Genomic DNA, 20,729 nt, shown 5'->3' on the forward strand with positions numbered 1-20,729 from the left:
AAAGCACATTCTATGTGCTTTTTTTTATCGACAGTTTAAAATGAAAATTAATATTCATATAACAAAAACAAGGTTTTGGAGCAGCTATGTGGTTTTTATTGGTGCTAATTTTGGGGATAGCAGCCTTGGCCATTTGGATGTGGAAGCGTCCAGATCCTGTGCAACGAGATCAAGCCAAAGCGGTTCAACATGATTTATGGATTGAGCAAATAGATGCGCAGTACAAGCATGCTTTACGTTTGATTAATGATCCTGCACAGCCCAATTTCTCCCGTGCATTTGAAATATTGGAGCAGCTTGCTCAGCAACATGATCTTCCTCAAGCCTATACTCAAATGGGATTAATGCATCTTAAAGGTCAGGGACGTGAAGTCAGTGTTGAAAGTGCCATTGGGCTACTCGACAAAGCTTTTCGTTTAGGCGGAGAGGATGCTGCATTTCACCTTGGGAAAATTTATGAATCTGAGCAATATCAGCACCACAACATTGAAAAAGCCTTATATTGGTATCGACATGCCGTCGCTCGTGGCAATGTTGAGGCACAGCTCAAAATTACCGAACTGACCCCTAATGATGATAAAAATGTAGCTCTACAAAAGTTTGAATTATTAAAAAAGAATGCAGAGCAGGGGCATGCCAACTCACAGTTTCAATTGGCACAGCATTATCTTCATCATGGGCAGCAACAAGACATCAGTCTTGGCATGCACTATTTATTTTCTGCTGCTAAACAGGATGTCTTGGCAGCGAATCAACAAATTGCAGACTACTATGCAAATGGCTATTTACTCCCGCAAGATCCGACTCAGGCCTTACAGCTTATTAAGCGCAGTGTGAATTTAGGTGGTCAGCAAGGTTTGTATCAGTATTACCAAGGGGTACTGCTCGGTTGGATTGATGCAGATCAACGTCAACGGGTTTTTCAGCATTTATTGCAACAGTCACAAGAACATAAGGATCTACACGCCAAGACTTTGTTGGGCACGGCTTATTTTTATGGTTGGTATGTATCGCACAATGAAACTATGGCCTATCGTTATTGGACAGAAGCTGCGAAAGCAGATCATCCTCCAGCGATCGTGATTTTAGCGGCATTACATTATGAACAATATCTTGTGACAGATGCACAAGAACAAGCCTTTACACTCTATAACCAAGCACTTGAATTAGACTCAACTAATTTTCAAGCCCAAATCGGTTTGGCACTCTGTTATTTAAACGCAGTGGGTACAGCACAAGATTCAGCACGCGCTACACAAATGATTCAAACTGCTGTGGAAGCCCATTGGGGCTTTGACGCACGTTCAGAAGCGGATTTAATTTATGCAGTGGGGCGTTTCTATGGTCAAATCGATTATCCACTGCCGAATCGTGATAAAGCGATTCATTATCTGAATCAGGCAGTTTCAAAAGGTTCAGCGGATGCAGCGTGGTATTTATATCAGGCCTTCTCAGGGATTTATCCTGTGTTTGTGAGTGATGTAGATCAAGCCAATCGATATTTGCATCAGGCAGCCAAACTAGGCCATGCAGAAGCACAGGCGACACTAGGGCAAAAGTACTTATTTGCACAAAATATTGAGCAAGATTCGATTTTAGGTCTTCAATATTTACAGCAAAGTGCGGTACAGCAAAATCCGATGGCATTAAATGCCTTAGGACAGGCGTATGAGCAAGGTACAGGTGTTGAGACTGACTTAAACCAAGCAGTTGCTTATTACAAACGAGCAGCAAACTTTGCAAATGCGGATGCTTATGCTCACTTGGGGCGTTTGTATACCAAAGGTATTGGTGTAGAACGAGACATTACCATAGCACGTGACTGGCTTGAAAAAGGTAGTTTATTGGGCAATGAAACCGCTCAGCAGCTATTGCAGAGTATTCATGATTATCTTGAAATTAATGAATAGATAGACATAAAAAACCGAGGCATTGACCTCGGTTTTTTATTTTAGAAATAGGATTGATTAAGACAGTGTTTGAATTGGACTTCCACCTAACGCTTGCATCAGTGTTACGTAAGCGTTGTATTGGCTTTGTTTGGTCTGAATTAAACTCAAACGTGCGTTACGTAGCGTTTCCTGAGCATCAAGCAAGTTCTTTAATGCGATTGCACCGTTGCGATAGCGAACTTCTGTTAAGCGCGCAGTCTTTTCGGCAAGTTCGACATTACGTTGCTGTAGTTGCACCTGTTTATTAATTTCATTACGACTTGAAAGTGCATTTTCAACATCGGCAAAGGCTTCATACATGGTTTGACGATATTGCAGAATCGATTTCTCGTACTCAAGTTCATTGACCTTGAGATCACGTTTCATATCGTTCCATTGTAAAAATGGCAGTGTTAAGCCAGCACCTAAAGTTGCTACAGGGTTTTTAAGTGCACTCGATAACGATGTACTACTTCCTACACCTGTCGCTAAATTCCCAGTTAAACTAATTGAAGGGTAGTAGCTGGCTTTATTGGCATCTTTATTGGCAAGGGCTTTACGTAAGCGCAGTTCTGCTGCATTTAAATCAGGACGACGTGAAAGCAGACTTGCAGGTAATCCGGCATCAATGCTTGGTAACGCAATATTCGGCAAACGTTTTGGTTCTTGCAAGCTTAACTGTTGTACAGGCATGTTTAGTAGCACAGCAAGTGCAGTACGTGTTTCCACGCGTTGCTGATCAATCTGACTTAAAGTAGATTTTTGCGTTTGAATGGCTTGTTCAGCTTGGGTTAAATCCAAGCCTGAAACTGCACCTGCACGGTATTGTACCCGAACCAAATCATAAGTCTTTTGAGCGGTTGCTAAGTTTTGCTGCACCACGCCATAGCGTTCATTGAGATAGCCAAGCTGCCAATATAACTGTGCAGTCGTACCAATGAGGCTTTGTGCAGTGGCTTGTAGATCTTGCTCGGTTGCTAAAGCTTCCCAACGAGCAGCTTCTGTTTGGTTGGCTAACTTGCCAAATAGATCAAGCTCGTAACTTAAACCCGGGTAATTTAAGCTAATGCGTGAGGAACTATCACCACCATCCAGATCGACTTGGTAGTTAGTTGAAATACCTGCATTGCCGATACGGATACCTTGTTGGCTTTGAGTTTGTTTGGCCTGAATACGTGCTTGCTGTAAGTTAATCCCTGCAACTGCAAGATTGGTATTACGTGACAATACATCTTCAACCAATGCATTCAGTTGTGGATCTTTAAATAAGGTCCACCATTGGTCATTCATCACATTTTGACGAATCTGCTGACTCAAGACCTGACTATTTTGATAGTTACTCGGAATGTTTACCGTAGGTTGTTCATACGGGCTTTTAACCACCGCAGCACAGCCCACTAATGAACTTCCTAGAACGAGAGCACTGGCAAGTTTGGTTAAATTTATAGACATGATCATTTCCTTATTCGCGTGACAGTGCATCGACTGGATTAAGACGAGCGGCATTACGTGCAGGAATAAATCCGAACACAATCCCGATTAAACTTGAGCAAACAAACGCAGCAATAATAGAAGTCGTTGAATATGCCATTTGGAAACTATCACCAGCAAATTTACTGATCAGTTCACCAATACCAAGAGACAGAAGCACACCTAAAATACCACCCAAAATACAGACTAGAACTGCTTCAATCAGGAATTGCTGCAAGATGTCACTTTGTCGTGCACCGACCGCCATACGAACCCCAATTTCTTGAGTCCGTTCTGTTACTGAGACCAGCATAATATTCATGACACCAATACCACCGACAACCAATGAAATCACAGCAATTGCTGAAATCAATAAGGTCATAGTTTTTGTGGTTTGCTGAATGGTTTCACGAATACTGTCCGCATTTTGTGTAAAGACATCCTGTGCACCATGACGTTGAATCAAAAGATTCAAAATAGCATTTTCAGCAGCTGTACTTGGATATTCATCTTTAATACGCACAATAATATTTCGAACATTAGATTGCCCTAACATACGACTCATCACAGTCGAATACGGTAAGTAGACATTGAGACTGTCTGAGCTGCCCATCATGCCGGCTTGTGCATCCACCACACCAATAATACGGCTTGGTACACTGCCCAATAAGATCACTTGACCAACAGGGCTTGAACCATCTGGAAAGAAAGTTTTTTGGGTATTACTGTCGATCACCACATCTTGGGCTTGTTGGGTGACGCTATGTTTATCAAAAGCTTGACCCGCATTAAAGTTTAAACCTTTGACATAGAAGTAATCGGCACTGACACCGTTGACGGTTGCCGAGGCTTCGATTTCTTTAAAACGTGCAGTTACACTGGAGTTGACCGTTGGACTGACCCCATCAACATAGGGCTGTTCAGCTAAGGCATCTGCATCGGCAGGAATCAGAGTTTTGGCTTGCGCAGATTTAGAATTATCCCCGAAACCACGACCTTGAGAGACAGTAATGGTATTGGTGCCGAGGCTACTGATATTTTCCAAAATTTGCTTCTGAGAGCCATTCCCCAAAGCGACCACCGAAACCACTGACGCGATCCCGATAATAATCCCAAGCATGGTCAGGAATGTCCGCATACGGTGTGCATTCATGGCAAGGAGTGCCATACGGAAAGCTTCACCTAAACGGTCAATTGAAGCGCGCCAAACCGGAATCTTTTTCTGTGGGGCAGGGACGAGTTCCTGTTTTTCAAAACCATCATCAATGATCGGTACATTCGGTTGATCGGAAATAATATTCCCGTCAGAAATCTCGATGATACGTGTAGCATTCTTCGCCACGTTCATATCATGGGTCACCAAAATGATGGTATGACCTTTGGCATTGAGTTCACGCAAAATGCGCATCACTTCAATACCACTGTTCTTATCGAGTGCACCTGTTGGCTCATCGGCAAGAATTACATCACCACCATTCATCAGCGCACGCGCAATTGAGACACGTTGCTGTTGACCACCGGATAACTGACTCGGACGGTTTTCAGTTTTACCTTCCAAGCCTAAATTTGTCAGGAGTTCAGTCGAGCGTTTTTGACGTTCAGTGGCATCTGCACCGGCATAAATCGCAGGCACTTCGACGTTGCCTGCAGCAGTCAAATCACCGAGTAGATGATAACGCTGGAAGATAAAGCCGAAATATTCACGCCGTAATTTTGCTAATTCGTCAGGTTCGAGCTTTCGGGTTTCACGCCCCTTAACTTTATAGCTACCTTTGGTGGGTTGATCGAGACAACCCAAGATATTCATCAGGGTTGATTTACCCGAACCTGACTGACCGACAATCGCGACCAATTCACCCGAGTAAATTTCAAGATTAATCCCTTTTAAAATCTGAATCGTACTTTCACCCGCAGGGAACTCACGAATCAGATCTTTGACCTCGAGTAGAGGCTGTTGTTGTTGAGTCATGATTACATTCTCATTGGGCCAGCACCACGCGCACCACCGCTACGTTTTGCAGAATCATTTGCACTGTCTGCACCATCAGCAATCACAACTTGATCACCTTTTTTCAAGCCTTTAATGACTTGAGCAGTCACACGGTTGTTTAAGCCAATCAGTACAGGCGTTGGTTTTGCTGTGCCATCTGCTTGCAATACGCGCACCATGGCACGAGTCGCTTTACCTTGTTCGATAAGTGCTTGTTCAGCAGGAGTCAGTTCTAAACGTTGAGGGCGATTTGCATCTTTCGCTTTTGCTTGTTCAGGTGCAGCATTGGTTGAACCTTCACCACGTTTACGTTGTGGGCGGTTAGATGTTTCAACCGCTGAAGCAGGGATCGTCAGAACATTACGTGCTTCATCCAAAATGATATAAACCTGTGCAGTCATATCAATACGGAGTTTGCCGTCGTCATTTGGCACATCAAATAGCGCGTTGTAATACACCGCAGAACTGGTTGATGAGCTTGAAGTATTGTTGGTTTCAGAGTTAATAGACTTCGGTGCAGGTTCAACTTGACGCAATTTTGCGTAAATTTTCTTTTCGCTATTGCCTAAAGTGGTGAAGTAAACCGATTGACCTTCTTGAACCTTCATGACGTCTGCTTCAGAAATTTCAGCCTTGATGGTCATGTTGTCGAGTTGTGCCATTTTGACAATCGTTGGTGCACTTTGGTTGGCGTTTACGGTTTGACCTTCTTCAGTTACGATCGCCACAATTGTACCGTCCATTGGTGCAACAATTTGTGTATAACCTAAGTCTTCTTTTGCAGTCGCTAAGGTTAAACGTGATTGTTCAATTTGAGCGTTAATTGCAGTGATGTCAGCTTGAGCGGTTTTATAACTTGCTAGTGCAGACTCTAATTCAGCACGTGAAGTTGCATCTTGCGCGTACATGGCTTGTTGACGTTTATATTCTGCTTCAATTTTTGCTAAATTGGCTTGTTTTACAGCAAGTTGTGCTTGTTGGTTTTTGATACTTGCTTCAGCAGTTTTTAGTTCATTTTCTTGACGTACCGAGTCAATACGTGCAATCAGCTGACCTTTTTTAACTTGGTCACCAAGCTCCACATACATTTCTTTAACCTGACCAGACACCTGCGCACCGACGCTGACCATTTTGGTTGCTTCTAGTACCCCTGTAGCGAGTACCGAGTTTTCGATATCGCCAGTGGTAACTTCAGCCGTAATATACTGAGGTTTTTGTTCTTTCGGTTTAAGGAAATACCACGCAGTGGCAGCAACAGCAATTGCGATAACAACTGCTATAATCAGTTTCATCGGTTTTATTTTTGGCATGATCGGCAAATTTCGGTTTGAGAATTGCCTTGATTATAAAAGCGAAATGAGGATAAAACGTGAATTTTTTTAACTAATAAGAATGATTATTATTTTATATAACGCTCATTTTCAATTAATGAAACAAGGTTTTACCGCACATACTAGCAATAGCTTGCTGAACCAGTTGCTCAGGATTTTCATCTCCCAAACCTTTGATGGATGCATCAATACGTAGTAATAGTGCAGGCCAAGTGAGGAATGTCTGTGGACTCAAGCGACGTAACGCTTGTTGATATTGCCCAATTTTGGTCTTCCAAATTCCGATTTGTAATGCGTTTTGAGGTTGTTCAAAGAGTTGCATCAGTAGGCGCATCTCTTTACTAATACTCCACAAAATTAAACTTAATGCTTCACCCGAGGCGATCAAATACTGAAAAATTTTAATCGACTGCGCCAGATTGCCATTCAATAGTGCATCGTTTAGATCATAAGTACTGTAACGGGATTGATCTTGCAGGCAGGCATATAAATGCTCAATTTCAATTACATCGACTTCAGCAAACGTATCTGCAACACGCATTAAACTATTTTTTGCAGCCAACAGGTTGTGTTCATGATGTTGCTCAAGCCATGTCCAAGCATCATTGGCAAGCTGAATGCCGAGCTTATCCGCTTCAACCGCCAAGATTTGCTGACGATCTCGTGGATAATTAGCGGTCAGTGCAACGTTGACACCATTGGCATCAATCGTCTGAAAGAAACTGGTTTTTAAACTACTGCTGTCTTGTTTTGGCATGATGACCAATAACAAGTTTTGCTCATTATGTTGTAAAAAACTTTTTAACAGCTTTAAGCCCGCAGCATCAGGTTTGATATTGCCGTGGACTTCAACTGCGAGTTGGGTCGAAAACAGCGATAAGCTATTTAACGCGTTAAAAACTGTTTTCCAATCACTCGCAGAGCTAATGTCATAACGCTGACGTTCGATCTCTTGCTTTTGCCAGCTCGCACGAAAAGCATCAATCAGGTTTTGCTCAAGTAAAGGTTCTTGACCATGTAAAACCCATGCTCCGCGAGCATCGTCCACACGTTTCAGGGCTTGTAGATAGTCAAGTTTCATAAATGTACAGTCTTATTGAGCAGAAGTATTTTTAACTAGTGGTAAACGGTTCGAAGACAGTTGACGTGCAATTTGCTGTGCAATGTCATCAATTAAGACTTCGTTTAAATATTTTTGTTCTTGGTCATCGGTATTCACGGTTTCAATATCATATTGATAAGTACGTGTTGCCAATAAAGTACGCGGCTCTGTAATCGGATTGCCTTGTGCATCTTCAATACGGAAAGTCACGTTTAGACGCAGTAAAGTTTCTACCAATTTACCGTTGAGTTCTAAGCGGCGAGGGGTGTAGTCCAAAATACGAAGTGTATAGGCATCCGGTTGGCTACTCAGTTGTACACCTGCAGCACCTAAATAGACAGCGAGCTTTTCTTGTAAAGCTTCTGTATTGGCAGGCATCACCAAATTAATTTTTTGATAAGCAATTGGCATCACACTCGGATTCATACCTTTTAAATGGAAGCCACAGCCGACTAAACCTGCACCTAGACCACAAGTTAAAACAATTGCTGCTAAACGGTTGCCTAAACGCATGTTTATCCTCTTTTCCCAATGGGAATGATTAAAATTCTATAGGGATTGTAAAGTCAAAGCCCGTTGGCTGGCAACGGGCTTTGTTTGGGAATTGTGAAATCCTTTCCCTCATCCTAACCTTCTCCCTGAGCAATATATGGCGCAAGAGAAGGAATTTCCCTCTCCTTCTAGGAGAGGGTTAGGGAGAGGTGGTTTTAATCCCTCCAAACCTCCCTTTAATAAAGGGAGGCTTTTTCCCCCTCTTTTTAAAAGAGGGGTTAGGGGAGATTATTAAACTACTAAATTCACTAACTTATTCGGCACCACAATTTCTTTCTTAGTTGGACCAGTCAAGAATTGTTGCACTTCAGGCAATGCTTTTGCTTGAGCTAAGATGTCATCTTTCGATGCATCGACAGATACTTCAAGTTTGCCACGAAGTTTACCATTGACCTGAACCACGATGGTTTGGGTATTACGTGTTAACGCTGATTCATCAACCGCAGGGAATTGAGCTGATGTTAACTCGATCCCGAACTGCGCCAATAAAGTTTGGCTTAAGTGTGGTGCAAATGGCGCAAGTAAAGTTAAAAGCGTAGTGATCGATTCACGAGCCACAGCAACATCATTGTTATCTTTCGCTTCAAACTTGTTGTTTGCGTTAAGAAGTTCCATCAATGCTGCAATGGCAGTGTTAAATGCATGACGACGTTCGATGTCATCACCCACTTTTTGAATGGTTTCGTGTGTTTTACGACGTAAGTCTTGTGCAGCTGTTGAAAGTTTAGCTTTATCAAACTCAGTCGCAGCATTGCCTTTTTCAAGGAAGCTAGTTGTCAAACGCCATACACGTTTTAAGAAGCGGTTTGCACCTTCAACACCAGCATCAGACCATTCTAAAGATTGATCAGGTGGCGCAGCAAACATCATGAACACACGTGCAGTATCTGCGCCGTATTGGTCAATAATCGCTTGTGGGTCGATACCGTTGTTTTTCGATTTCGACATTTTCTCTTGACCGCCAACAATGACTTCTTGACCATCACCTTTGTATTTGGCAGAGATGATACGGCCTTTTTCATCGCGTTCAAGTTCGATGTCGGCAGGGTTAAACCAAGTTTTCTTACCTGACTCTGCTTCACGATAGTAAGTATCTGCAAGCACCATACCTTGAGTTAAAAGGTTAGTGAATGGTTCGTTGCCTTGTACCACACCTTCATCACGCATCAATTTATGGAAGAAACGTGCATAGAGCAAATGTAGAATCGCGTGTTCAACACCACCGATGTACTGGTTCACAGGCAACCAAGTTTGACCCGCTTCAGGTTTTACCATACCGCCAGTAAAGTCTGGAGATGCATAACGTGCATAGTACCAAGATGATTCTACGAATGTATCCAATGTATCGGTTTCACGACGCGCGTCGCCACCACAGCATGGACATTTGGTTTCATAGAATTCAGGCATTTTGTTCAGTGGGTTACCTGAACCATCTGGCACAACGTCGGTTGGAAGTACCACTGGAAGTTGATCTTCAGGCACTGGCACTTGACCACAAGTGTTACAGTTGATCATTGGAATTGGACAACCCCAATAACGCTGACGAGAAACACCCCAGTCACGTAGACGGAATTGAACTTTTACATTGGCAAGACCTTGTGGCTCAAGTTTTGCCAAGAATGCATCAAATGCACCTTGGAAGTCTAAACCGTCAAATTCACCTGAATTGACCAATTTACCTTCTTTAGAGCCATACCATTCTTGCCACTCTGTCGCAGAGAAGTCGCTATCGTCTGCGCCTTTGGCATCAATCACTTGTTTGATGGTCAAGCCGTATTTATTCGCAAATTCAAAGTCACGTTCATCGTGTGATGGAACTGCCATCACCGCACCTGAACCATAAGACATCAACACGTAGTTTGCGATCCAAACAGGAACTTCTTCACCAGTCACAGGGTGTTTTACAGAAAGACCTGTTGCCATGCCTTTTTTCTCGGCAGTCGCAAGATCAGCTTCTGCCACTGAACCCATACGACATTCTTCGATGAATGCTTGAAGTTCAGGATTGTTTTCAACTGCTTTTAGCGCCATTGGATGTTCTGCTGCAACCGCAACATACGTCACACCCATCAGCGTGTCAGCACGTGTGGTAAATACAGTTAAACCATCTGCATACACTTCAGGATTTGCTGAAGGGAAGGTAATTTCCATACCTTGTGAGCGACCAATCCAGTTGCGCTGCATGGTAAGAACTTGTTGTGGCCAACCATCTTTTAAAGTTTCTAAATCATCTAGTAATTCTTGCGCATAGTCGGTAATGCGGAAGTAGTACATTGGAATATCACGTTTTTCAACCAATGCACCTGAACGCCAGCCGCGACCATTTTCAACTTGTTCATTTGCTAGAACAGTTTGGTCGACAGGATCCCAGTTTACAGTTGAAAGTTTACGGTAGATCAGACCTTTTTTATAAAGTTGAACAAATAACCATTGTTCCCAGCGGTAGTATTCTGGTGTGCAAGTCGCAAATTCACGATCCCAGTCCACAGACAGACCTAATTTTTTAAGCTGATTACGCATGTAATCAATGTTTTCAAAGGTCCATTTTGCTGGCGCAACCTGGTGTGCAATCGCAGCGTTTTCAGCAGGTAAACCGAAAGCATCCCAACCCATCGGTTGAAGGACAGTTTCACCTTTTAAACGGTGGAAACGGCTGATCACATCACCAATCGTATAGTTACGCACATGACCCATATGCAGTTTGCCACTTGGGTAAGGGAACATCGAGAGGATATAACGACGTGGACCTTCTACAGTGTCGGCAACTTTAAAGGCTTTCTGCGATTCCCAGTCCTGTTGGACTTGAGGCTCAATCGCACTGGCTTGGTATTCTGAGTCAATGTGAGTAGTCATATACGTAATACAAGAGAACGGTTAAAAAAAATATAGGGCACAGCATAGCGCAAAACACACCTAAAAGTGAATTTTGCCGCTATGTTTTCTTCGAATTGAATGCGGGATTTAGTGACCCATGACAATCAATTTATTTGTTATCCGTACTTGCGGGTGCTTGAGGGATGTTAATAGGTTGAGCCTCACTTGGTGCTTTAGTTGGTGCTTCTGCAGTGTTGCTTGTATTGGATTGAGTTTCATTTGATGCAGATGTGCTTGACGTTGTTGGAGCAGAATTATGCCAACCGTATGTTTCTACTTTAGATTTCTTTTTAGCGGATGCTGGAGGGGGAGTCTTCGAATAATGCGTTACACCTTTTGCATCAACCCATTTGTAATATTCTGCTGCATTCGTTTGCATACCTATCAAGCCAAAACTAAGTACAAAACTCAGGCAGGTTAAATTTCGGGTAAAGGTTGTCATGAGATTCAATCCTTATTTTTAATTAACAATTGAAGTTTTTTCATAGTGTAAGAGAGTATGGCAGCAAGCCACAGATTATTTATCTGATTTTTTGTTGCTTTAAGCGGATATTGGATGAGTGGGTAGCGGCGAAAGCGTAAAAGCGAAATATAAAAATGTAGCTTAGATAAAAGAAGGTCAATTAATTTATAAAAAATCATTCATTTTTTTTATATAAAACATTTTAAAAATTTATAAAAAATAAATCCTAAGTATATGAAATATATTTATATATTGATTTTTATGGGCGGTTAAAAGCAAATTTAATTTCATTAATTGCATGTAAATGAAGCAAATTTAAGATTGAAGGCATGAAAACGGTTGTTTTTTAAACTTGACAATAATGCCCGAACACACAAGAATGCTGCATTAGTTTTATATGCCTTATCTCGATCACCCTTCGAATAAGTGACATTTCATGCAATGGGCGATTTTTCTAGCCGAAAAATTGAACAAAGCTACCAAAATATGTTTATCCCAACATGTTTTAGATCTCGTATTGCTCGAACAGCAGAGAGGTCAGATTTTTATTCCTATTGCTTTGAAAACTATGAAATTTATGTGCTATAACAGTGCATACAGTTATTACATGAAACACTGCAAATGCCTCCCATTTGTGCAGTGTAATAAAATTAGGGTGAATCACGTTGGAACTTCTATCTGGTGGTGAAATGCTCGTTCGCGCATTGGCGGACGAAGGCGTTGAACATGTTTTTGGATATCCAGGCGGCGCAGTTCTTCATATTTATGATGCGCTTTTTCAACAAGAAAAAATCAATCATTACCTTGTACGTCATGAACAAGCAGCTGGCCATATGGCGGATGCGTACTCACGCGTAACAGGTAAAACTGGTGTTGTCCTTGTAACATCAGGTCCAGGTGCGACAAATACCGTTACTCCAATTGCAACAGCATATATGGATTCAATTCCAATGGTTGTTCTGTCAGGTCAGGTTGCTAGCCACCTTATTGGTGAAGATGCATTCCAAGAAACTGACATGGTGGGTATTTCTCGTCCAATCGTTAAACACAGTTTCCAAGTTCGTCACGCAAGTGAAATTCCGTCGATCATCAAAAAAGCATTCTATATTGCATCAAGTGGTCGTCCGGGTCCTGTTGTAGTTGATATTCCAAAAGACGCAACCAACCCTGCAGAGAAATTTGCTTACGAATACCCTGAAAAAGTGAAGATGCGTTCGTATCAACCACCGCACCGTGGTCACTCAGGTCAAATCCGTAAAGCGATTGATGAATTGATTCATGCAAAACGCCCTGTTATTTATTCAGGTGGTGGCGTGGTACAAGGCAATGCTTCAGCACAATTGACTGAACTTGCACACTTACTTGGCTACCCTGTAACAAATACATTGATGGGCTTAGGCGCATTCCCTGGCGATGATCCGCAGTTCATCGGTATGCTCGGTATGCACGGGACTTACGAAGCGAACATGACCATGCACAATGCAGATGTAATTCTGTGTGTAGGTGCACGTTTTGATGACCGCGTAACCAATAACCCTGCGAAATTCTGCCCGAATGCAAAAGTGATTCATATTGATATCGACCCAGCGACGATTTCAAAAACCATCATGGCGCATATTCCAATCGTAGGTGCAGTTGAACCTGTACTGAACGAAATGTTGAGCCAATTGAAACAAATGAATGTTTCAAAACCAAACCCAGAAGATATTGCGGCTTGGTGGTCTCAAATTAATGAATGGCGTAAAGTTCATGGCGGTCGTTATGAGCCTGCAACTGATGGCGGTATGAAGCCACAACAAGTAGTTGAAGCTCTAGACAAAGTCACCAATGGCGAAGCGATCATTACTTCTGACGTAGGTCAGCATCAAATGTTCGGTGCGATGTATTACAAATACAAACGTCCTCGTCAATGGATCAATTCAGGTGGTCTAGGAACGATGGGTGTAGGCTTGCCGTATGCAATGGCTGCAAAACTCGCATTCCCAGATCAACAAGTGGTATGTATCACGGGTGAAGCATCTATTCAGATGTGTATCCAAGAGCTTTCGACTTGTAAGCAATACGGCTTGAACGTAAAAATCTTGTGCTTGAACAACCGTGCATTGGGTATGGTTAAACAATGGCAAGACATGAACTACGAAGGTCGTCATTCTAGCTCTTATGTAGAATCACTTCCTGACTTTGCAAAATTGATGGAAGCTTACGGTCACGTAGGTATTCAAATTGACCATGCCGATGAGCTTGAATCTAAGCTTCAAGAGGCAATGGCAATTAATGATAAGTGCGTATTTATTAATGTCATGGTTGACCGTACTGAACACGTTTATCCGATGTTGGTTGCTGGTCAGTCAATGCAAGATATGTGGTTAGCAAAAGGGGAGCGCACAGCATGAGACATATCATCTCAGTTCTCATTGAAAACGAATCTGGTGCGCTTTCACGTTTAGTGGGCTTGTTTTCTCAACGTGGTTATAACATTGAGACACTTAACGTTGCTCCTACGGAAGACCCAACACTTTCACGTTTGACATTAACAACCTATGGCGATGATCACAAGATCGAGCAAATCACCAAGCAACTCAACAAATTGGTTGAAGTTGTTAAAGTGGTTGATCTGTCTGAAGGTGCGCACATTGAACGTGAGTTAATGCTGATTAAAGTGAAAGCTTTAGGTTCAGCTCGTACCGAAATTAAAAATACCGCAGATATTTTCCGTGGTCAGATCGTCGACGTAACGCCAACGACTTATACCATTCAAATTGCGGGTACAACTGAAAAGATTGATGGTTTTATTGATGCTTTGGCAGAGAACACCATTTTAGAAGTTGTACGTTCAGGGGTTTCAGGCATCGCTCGTGGCGAAAAAGTTCTGACAATCTAATTTAAAGAATTTCCTCATCCTAATAAGAAGAGGGTATCAAGCAATGTATTTAACGGGGCATTGCTTGATTAAACGAATAAACATGCATTTAAGCGGAGACAGCAATGCAAATTTTTTACGATAAAGACACTGACTTATCTATCATCCAATCTAAGAAAGTAGCGATCATTGGTTACGGTTCTCAAGGTCACGCTCACGCGCTTAACCTTAAAGATTCTGGCGTTGACGTAACTGTAGGTCTACGTGCTGGTTCTACTTCTTGGAAAAAAGCTGAAAATGCTGGTCTAAAAGTGTCTGAAGTACCTGCTGCTGTAGCTCAAGCTGACCTTGTAATGATCTTGACCCCAGATGAGTTCCAAGCTCAACTTTACCGCGATGTAATCGAACCAAACATCAAAGAAGGTGCAACTTTAGCATTTGCTCACGGTTTCTCAATTCTTTACAACCAAGTTGTTCCACGTAAAGACCTTGACGTAATCATGGTTGCTCCAAAAGCACCTGGTCACACTGTACGTTCTGAATACCAACGTGGTTCAGGTGTTCCTGATCTTATCGCTGTTCACCAAGATGCTTCTGGTAACGCTCGTAACGTAGCACTTTCTTACGCTTCAGGTGTAGGTGGTGGCCGTACTGGTATTATCGAAACTTCATTCCGTGAAGAAACTGAAACTGACTTATTCGGTGAGCAAGCAGTTCTTTGTGGTGGTGCTGTTGAATTGGTTAAAATGGGCTTCGAAACTCTTGTTGAAGCTGGTTATGCTCCAGAAATGGCGTACTTCGAATGTCTACACGAACTTAAATTAATCGTTGACTTAATGTTCGAAGGCGGTATCGCGGACATGAACTACTCAGTATCTAACAATGCTGAATACGGCGAGTACGTAACTGGCGTTGAAGTTATCAACGAACAGTCTCGTGAAGCGATGCGTAATGCGCTTAAACGTATTCAATCTGGTGAATACGCGAAGATGTTCATTCAAGAAGGTGCGTTGAACTACCCATCTATGACTGCTCGTCGTCGTCAAAACGCTGCTCACGGTATCGAAGTTACTGGTGCTAAATTGCGTGCGATGATGCCTTGGATTCAAGCAAACAAAATCGTAGACAAAGAAAAGAACTAAGTTCTAATTTCTGAGTCAAAAGGCCCTTGTTTTATAACAGGGGCTTTTTTTGTCTTGTAAAAATGACCGATATCATTAGTTAAAATTGCGTGACTTAAAGCAAGGCAAAGCAGTGCTTTCCCTTACTTTTCGTACCTTAGATTCAAGCAAACAAAATCGTTGATAAAGAGAAAAAGTAATTCTCTAGTTGTTTGATTTTTATGCTATAAAAAACCTGCTAAAGCGGGGTTTTTTATGGATAAGAATAATGATTTTATATAAATACTTGAGTTTTGATATTGGTTTAAAGGTTATAAAAAGTAATACGATTGGTTTTAGTCAGGTAAGGAATTTTAATGATCCATTTGAAAGTACAGCTTTTGGTTTTAAAGAAAACGTTCTTTCAATTTTTGATCAGGTAGCAAGTTTCAGAAATCATTTCTCTAATAATTATGCAGTATTAAGTTTGACAGAATGTCATTTGAATCCGCTGATGTGGGCACACTATGCACAATCTCATACAGGGCTTGTCATTGCTATAAATGTAGATAAGGCAAAATTAAATGACAATAATTTCATTATTAGTGCGAAAAATGGAAAAATTCATTATCAGTCCAATTTGGAACTACTTGATTATGATAACGAGACAATGTCAGAAAAGTTATATCAGATAGGTAATGATCAATACTATTCACTTGATGGTTGTGGGGCAGATATATTAAGAAAGGCTTTTTTAATGAAGCAGAAAAGTTGGGAATATGAAAAAGAAGTAAGAATAGTGAAAAATATTAAAGCATCAAAACTTTATTTTGATCCTAAGCAAGAATACGATAATAGAAAAAGTTTTAACTCGGAAGAAAGTTGATCTTGTATACAGCTAAACTCTTCATATCCTTTATTTTTATATCACTTACCAGAAGGTTCTATTCAAACTGTTTTTATTGGAGATAGAGCGATTAGGAATACTCAAAAGCAAGACTACTTAAATAATTTGAGCAAAAGAGATAAATCCGATTTCATACCCGAACGAAGATATGAAGATTTAATTTCTTTATGTAAAGATAAGGGAATTAAAATAAGGCAAGTGAGAGTCAATTACGAGAGATGGGATTTGGAAGATACTTTTCATATCTGAGATATTAGAGCTTAATTGGGAATATTGTTATTTATAACTAAGCTAAATTAATGGATAAGAATACACTATGTTAAAATCCCGCCTTATTTTTCATCTCCCTAAAAATGAGGCATAGCGTGAAAGCTCATGTTTTATTGGGCGCACTTGCGTTCACAATTCCTGTCGTATCTATTGCTCAAACCACAACACCAAACGAAACCTTACAGCCCCTAAAAAACGTCAAAGTGTCTATGCAGCGTATGCTGAAAAGTAACGATGGTCGTTACTTTTTAGATTTGTATGCAGGTATTCCAATGCCGCATGCACACTTAACCGATACGCAAACCAAGAAAAAAATCGACTTTAAAGGCATGCAAAAAGGACAACAATTAACGCTACGTTCTTATGCAGTTAATGACAAAGGTGTGGCAAGCAGCGACTATGCTTTAGATGGTCGTTTAAATATTATCAGCAGCCAATTTGATGCCCAATTCAGCGGTCAAAGTGGCAAGCAAAACATCCAGTTTGGTCCCGCATTTAAAGCTGTCGATAAGCCAGCATTGCAGTTTAATTTTTTTGGTAATAAAAATCTAAAACGCGTGGATGTGATTAATAAAGCCAATGGCAAAGTGATGCAAACACTTACAGGCTTTACTGCATTTCCAAATACCATTGGTTATTTAGACATTAACTTCGATGGCTATTACGATGTTGTGCTGTCAAATTTAGATGGTTATAAAGTTGAAGACAAACGCTTTATTTACTGGGTTTACAATCCAAAAACACGTCAATTCCAGCGCTCACCACAAATGGAAAAAATCATAGGTTTTCCAAAGCTAGATGCACAGAAAAAACAAATTCATTATGGTGAGAAAGTCGTCTATCAAGTGAAAGATGGACTACTTAATTTAGTTCGTTAAATGAACGATAAAAAAGCACTTACAAGGACGTAAGTTGCTCTAGAATAAATCGAAACAGGACTGAAAGATCATAGTCATTTTAACGACGTGCTAAAAGTCGGATAAAGTTAAAAACATCATGGAAAGATCAATAACAATGGGATATCAGTTTGGGTGAATAAGCAAATTGGAGCAATTCAGAGCATTGTACAGTGCATAGTCGCGACCCTATTGATTGTATTTGTGCTGCTGCAACCTGTCTTTGCTCAAAATCCTGCAAGCAATTGTGCAGCGCAAATTCAACAGATTTCTACGGCAAAAGATTCGAGAAATATTCCCAATGATCAGCCAAATAAAAACTTAGATTGGCAAAAAATTGATTATTTACCTGACTATTGGAATCAACGCTGGCCTGATTATGTCGGCACAGCATGGTACAAAATTGAATTTAATTATCGGTGTTCTCCTCCACAAGAGCCGCTTGTACTGGTCATTTCTAACATCACGATGGCGGGTGAGGTTTTTATCAATGATGATATGTTGTGGAAAGATCAGTCTTTAATCGAGCCATTATCAAGAAGCTGGAATGCACCGCGCCAATGGTCGCTCCCGCAATCGAGTTTAAAACAAGGTCAAAATATTGTTTGGGTGAAAGTCGTTGGGGTCGCCATACAGCCGTCGGGTCTGGGTGAGGTAAAAATTGCATCACAGCACATTGCTCAACCCATTTATGAACAATATAAATTTGAACTGAATACCCTGCATATTTTTAGTTTTTTATTTTCAGTCATCTTGGGTTTCATTGGGCTGATCATTTGGTTATTTCACCGAAAAGATCGTTCATTTGCATGGTATGCGATTAATTCATTTTTATGGGCGATGTACTTGGTACATGTGCTGATCCGTGAGCCGATTTTCGCTTTAAGTACTTTTGAATACCATAAAATTAATAACATACTGTTTGGCTTTTATGCATTGGCATCAGTGATGTATGGCTTTAGCTTTGCAAACCTCAGATTTAAAAAAATTGAATGGTTTTTATGGACTGCCGTTGCTATTTCGACACTTTTGATTTTATGTCTACCTGAAGCGCAGGCGCTGCAATTTATTCCTTTAAGTTTTGCTTTTTGGGTCTTGGTCTTTTTACTGAATGGTTGTTTGTATCCTATTGTGGCGTATAAATCTAAACGTAAAGATACTTACTTTTTGGCGGCATTGGGATTGGTCTTTGTGCCGATCGCTATTCATGACGCGATGTATATGTTAAGTCTTGAGGGTGGTGTGGCGTGGTCAGCCTATGCACAACCAGTGGTGGCGATTGCATTTGCCATGATTTTAGCACTGCGTTTTTCTAATAATATGAAGCAAATTGAGCGTTTTAATGACACGCTGACTACAACGATTGAACAAGTCAAAACCGATTTAAGTGAGTCACTAAATAAATCACATCAATTAGAACTACAAAATACAAAACTACAGGAACGTATGAATATTTCGCATGATTTACATGATGGTTTAGGCAGTTCTTTAATGCGCTCGATGGCAATTGTGCAACAAAGTTCTAAAGATTTATCTAATCCGCAATTTTTATCCATGCTTAAAGTATTGCGTGATGATTTACGTCAAATTATCGATCAAGGTTCAAGTTTAGGCGCAAAAATTCCAGATACGCCGCAGCAATGGATCGCACCGATGCGGCATCGCTTTAATTCTTTGTTTGACGAATTAGATGTACGTGCAACATGGCAGATTGCAGCTGAATGGTACGTGCCAATCAGTTCTATTGAATGCCTGACGTTGCAACGGATTATCGAAGAAGCACTGACTAATGTAATTAAACATAGCGGGGCAGACCAGATTCAAATTGAACTGATGACTAAAACTGATTATCTAAAGCTTAACATTGAGGATAATGGCAAGGGCTTTGATATTGATGCTGTTCAACAAGCCAATATGAGTGTGGGGATGAAAAGTTTGAATGAACGTGCCGCAAGAATTGGTGCGGAATTTAACATGAGCTCATCTGCACATGGCACATGTTTAGAGATTATTAAGTATTATCAATGTGATGTTCTTTCCTCAGTTTGAACGTGAAAAATGAGCAGAAATGGTGTGAAAGACTCGCAGATTTTCTCAGATTTGCTAAAGTACAACATCAAAGCAAATAGCCTTAGGAATAAACATGGGTTTACGTTGGACAGACACACTCGATATTGCCATTGAACTCTATGAAGCGCATCCAGATGTCGATCCGCAATGGATTCGTTTTACTGACTTACATGCATGGGTATGTGCTTTAGCTGACTTTGAAGATGACCCAGCCAAGTCGACTGAAGGACTTCTAGAAGCAATTCAAATGGCTTGGATTGACGAAGCTCGCTAAGCAGTCATCTTAAAAAAGCACTTTTTTACAGATGAAAAGCAGAAAAATGCGCATTATCTCGGTATAATGCGCCAAATTTTCATGTCACCAATTGACTTAAGGAGCCTATCATGGCTATCGAACGTACTTTATCTATCGTAAAACCAGACGCAGTTGCTAAAAACGTAATCGGCGAAATCTTCGCTCGTTTCGAAAAAGCTGGTCTTAAAATCGTTGCAACTAAAATGAAACACTTGACTCAAGCTGAAGCTGAAGGCTTCTACGCTGAGCACAAAGAACGTGGTTTCTTTGCTGACCTAGTTGCATTCATGACTTCTGGTCCAGTTGTTGTTTCAGTTCTTGAAGGCGAAAACGCAGTTCTTGCTCACCGTGAAATCCTTGGCGCAACTAACCCTAAAGAAGCTGCTCCTGGTACTATCCGTGCAGACTTCGCTGTAAGCATCGACGAAAACGCTGCTCACGGTTCTGACTCTGTAGCATCTGCTGATCGTGAAGTTAACTACTTCTTCGCTCAAACTGAGATTGCTCCACGTACTCGTTAATTCGAAGTATTCAAACCAGATAAGTGTTATTATACTTATCTGGTTTTTTTATTCCCTGAATAATCCTTTGCTCACATATTGAGCATCTCCTTTTATC

The 20,729-nt window shown here is 41.1% G+C and carries 16 protein-coding genes; 9 read left to right on the top strand and 7 right to left on the bottom strand.

The genetic code is table 11. From position 1 onward, the window contains the following. Positions 1–86 precede the first annotated feature (86 nt). A complete protein-coding gene (locus A3K93_RS01755; RefSeq protein ID WP_067728375.1) occupies positions 87–1,910 on the top strand; it encodes a tetratricopeptide repeat protein in 1,824 nt (607 codons plus the stop codon). Between the two features lie 57 nt (positions 1,911–1,967). Here the strand turns inward: A3K93_RS01755 and A3K93_RS01760 are convergent, their stop codons facing one another. From A3K93_RS01760 to A3K93_RS01790, 7 genes are all read right to left on the bottom strand, one after another. Beyond that, positions 1,968–3,383, bottom strand: a complete 1,416-nt coding sequence (locus A3K93_RS01760) for an efflux transporter outer membrane subunit (RefSeq protein ID WP_067728376.1) — start codon at positions 3,381–3,383, stop codon at positions 1,968–1,970. 10 nt (positions 3,384–3,393) lie between these two features. Further along, a complete protein-coding gene (locus A3K93_RS01765) occupies positions 3,394–5,370 on the bottom strand; it encodes a MacB family efflux pump subunit (RefSeq protein ID WP_067728378.1) in 1,977 nt (658 codons plus the stop codon). A 2-nt stretch (positions 5,371–5,372) separates the two neighbouring features. Beyond that, entirely contained in the window at positions 5,373–6,701 is a 1,329-nt protein-coding gene (locus A3K93_RS01770) for a MacA family efflux pump subunit (protein WP_067728380.1), read from the bottom strand. A 115-nt stretch (positions 6,702–6,816) separates the two neighbouring features. After that, positions 6,817–7,803: a DNA polymerase III subunit delta gene (gene holA / locus A3K93_RS01775; protein ID WP_067728382.1), complete on the bottom strand. Its 987-nt coding sequence runs from the start codon at positions 7,801–7,803 to the stop codon at positions 6,817–6,819. Between the two features lie 12 nt (positions 7,804–7,815). Continuing rightward, positions 7,816–8,337 (bottom strand): LPS-assembly lipoprotein LptE, encoded by a 522-nt coding sequence (locus A3K93_RS01780; RefSeq protein ID WP_067728384.1) that lies wholly within the window; start codon positions 8,335–8,337, stop codon positions 7,816–7,818. Between the two features lie 270 nt (positions 8,338–8,607). Then, positions 8,608–11,229 carry a leucine--tRNA ligase gene (gene leuS, locus A3K93_RS01785; protein ID WP_067728386.1) on the bottom strand — a complete coding sequence of 874 codons (2,622 nt, stop codon included), beginning with the start codon at positions 11,227–11,229 and terminating at the stop codon, positions 8,608–8,610. Positions 11,230–11,359: 130 nt separating this feature from the next. Next, positions 11,360–11,629 carry a DUF4124 domain-containing protein gene (locus tag A3K93_RS01790; protein WP_442855651.1) on the bottom strand — a complete coding sequence of 90 codons (270 nt, stop codon included), beginning with the start codon at positions 11,627–11,629 and terminating at the stop codon, positions 11,360–11,362. A 749-nt stretch (positions 11,630–12,378) separates the two neighbouring features. Between A3K93_RS01790 and A3K93_RS01795 the strand changes: the two genes are divergently transcribed. From A3K93_RS01795 to ndk, 8 genes are all read left to right on the top strand, one after another. Continuing rightward, complete coding sequence (locus A3K93_RS01795) at positions 12,379–14,106, top strand: acetolactate synthase 3 large subunit (RefSeq protein ID WP_067728390.1); 1,728 nt, start codon at positions 12,379–12,381, stop codon at positions 14,104–14,106. Beyond that, positions 14,103–14,594, top strand: coding sequence for an acetolactate synthase small subunit (gene ilvN / locus A3K93_RS01800; RefSeq protein ID WP_067728392.1), 492 nt, complete (start codon positions 14,103–14,105; stop codon positions 14,592–14,594). The genes A3K93_RS01795 and ilvN overlap by 4 nt, the downstream gene beginning before the upstream one ends. Before the next feature lie 104 nt (positions 14,595–14,698). After that, positions 14,699–15,715: a ketol-acid reductoisomerase gene (gene ilvC, locus A3K93_RS01805; RefSeq protein ID WP_067728394.1), complete on the top strand. Its 1,017-nt coding sequence runs from the start codon at positions 14,699–14,701 to the stop codon at positions 15,713–15,715. A 247-nt stretch (positions 15,716–15,962) separates the two neighbouring features. Then, entirely contained in the window at positions 15,963–16,559 is a 597-nt protein-coding gene (locus A3K93_RS01810) for a DUF2971 domain-containing protein (RefSeq protein ID WP_067728396.1), read from the top strand. 386 nt (positions 16,560–16,945) lie between these two features. Continuing rightward, positions 16,946–17,728: an XAC2610-related protein gene (locus A3K93_RS01815; protein WP_101494809.1), complete on the top strand. Its 783-nt coding sequence runs from the start codon at positions 16,946–16,948 to the stop codon at positions 17,726–17,728. A 153-nt stretch (positions 17,729–17,881) separates the two neighbouring features. Beyond that, complete coding sequence (locus A3K93_RS01820) at positions 17,882–19,795, top strand: sensor histidine kinase (protein ID WP_157883249.1); 1,914 nt, start codon at positions 17,882–17,884, stop codon at positions 19,793–19,795. A gap of 94 nt (positions 19,796–19,889) precedes the next feature. Beyond that, on the top strand, positions 19,890–20,090 hold the full coding sequence (iscX, locus tag A3K93_RS01825; protein WP_067728400.1) for a Fe-S cluster assembly protein IscX: 201 nt from the start codon (positions 19,890–19,892) through the stop codon (positions 20,088–20,090). A gap of 110 nt (positions 20,091–20,200) precedes the next feature. Then, positions 20,201–20,632, top strand: a complete 432-nt coding sequence (gene ndk / locus A3K93_RS01830; RefSeq protein WP_005182388.1) for a nucleoside-diphosphate kinase — start codon at positions 20,201–20,203, stop codon at positions 20,630–20,632. Positions 20,633–20,729 lie beyond the last annotated feature (97 nt).

It is taken from the genome of Acinetobacter sp. NCu2D-2 (assembly GCF_001647675.1).
GTDB lineage: Bacteria > Pseudomonadota > Gammaproteobacteria > Pseudomonadales > Moraxellaceae > Acinetobacter.

Coding starts and splice junctions, on each gene's coding strand:
- A3K93_RS01810 (WP_067728396.1), top strand. CDS start 15,963: ATGATTTTATATAAATACTTGAGTTTTGATATTGGTTTAAAGGTTATA.
- A3K93_RS01760 (WP_067728376.1), bottom strand. CDS start 3,383: ATGTCTATAAATTTAACCAAACTTGCCAGTGCTCTCGTTCTAGGAAGT.
- A3K93_RS01790 (WP_442855651.1), bottom strand. CDS start 11,629: ATGCAAACGAATGCAGCAGAATATTACAAATGGGTTGATGCAAAAGGT.
- A3K93_RS01780 (WP_067728384.1), bottom strand. CDS start 8,337: ATGCGTTTAGGCAACCGTTTAGCAGCAATTGTTTTAACTTGTGGTCTA.
- ilvC (WP_067728394.1), top strand. CDS start 14,699: ATGCAAATTTTTTACGATAAAGACACTGACTTATCTATCATCCAATCT.
- ilvN (WP_067728392.1), top strand. CDS start 14,103: ATGAGACATATCATCTCAGTTCTCATTGAAAACGAATCTGGTGCGCTT.
- A3K93_RS01755 (WP_067728375.1), top strand. CDS start 87: ATGTGGTTTTTATTGGTGCTAATTTTGGGGATAGCAGCCTTGGCCATT.
- holA (WP_067728382.1), bottom strand. CDS start 7,803: ATGAAACTTGACTATCTACAAGCCCTGAAACGTGTGGACGATGCTCGC.
- leuS (WP_067728386.1), bottom strand. CDS start 11,229: ATGACTACTCACATTGACTCAGAATACCAAGCCAGTGCGATTGAGCCT.
- A3K93_RS01770 (WP_067728380.1), bottom strand. CDS start 6,701: ATGCCAAAAATAAAACCGATGAAACTGATTATAGCAGTTGTTATCGCA.
- A3K93_RS01765 (WP_067728378.1), bottom strand. CDS start 5,370: ATGACTCAACAACAACAGCCTCTACTCGAGGTCAAAGATCTGATTCGT.
- ndk (WP_005182388.1), top strand. CDS start 20,201: ATGGCTATCGAACGTACTTTATCTATCGTAAAACCAGACGCAGTTGCT.
- iscX (WP_067728400.1), top strand. CDS start 19,890: ATGGGTTTACGTTGGACAGACACACTCGATATTGCCATTGAACTCTAT.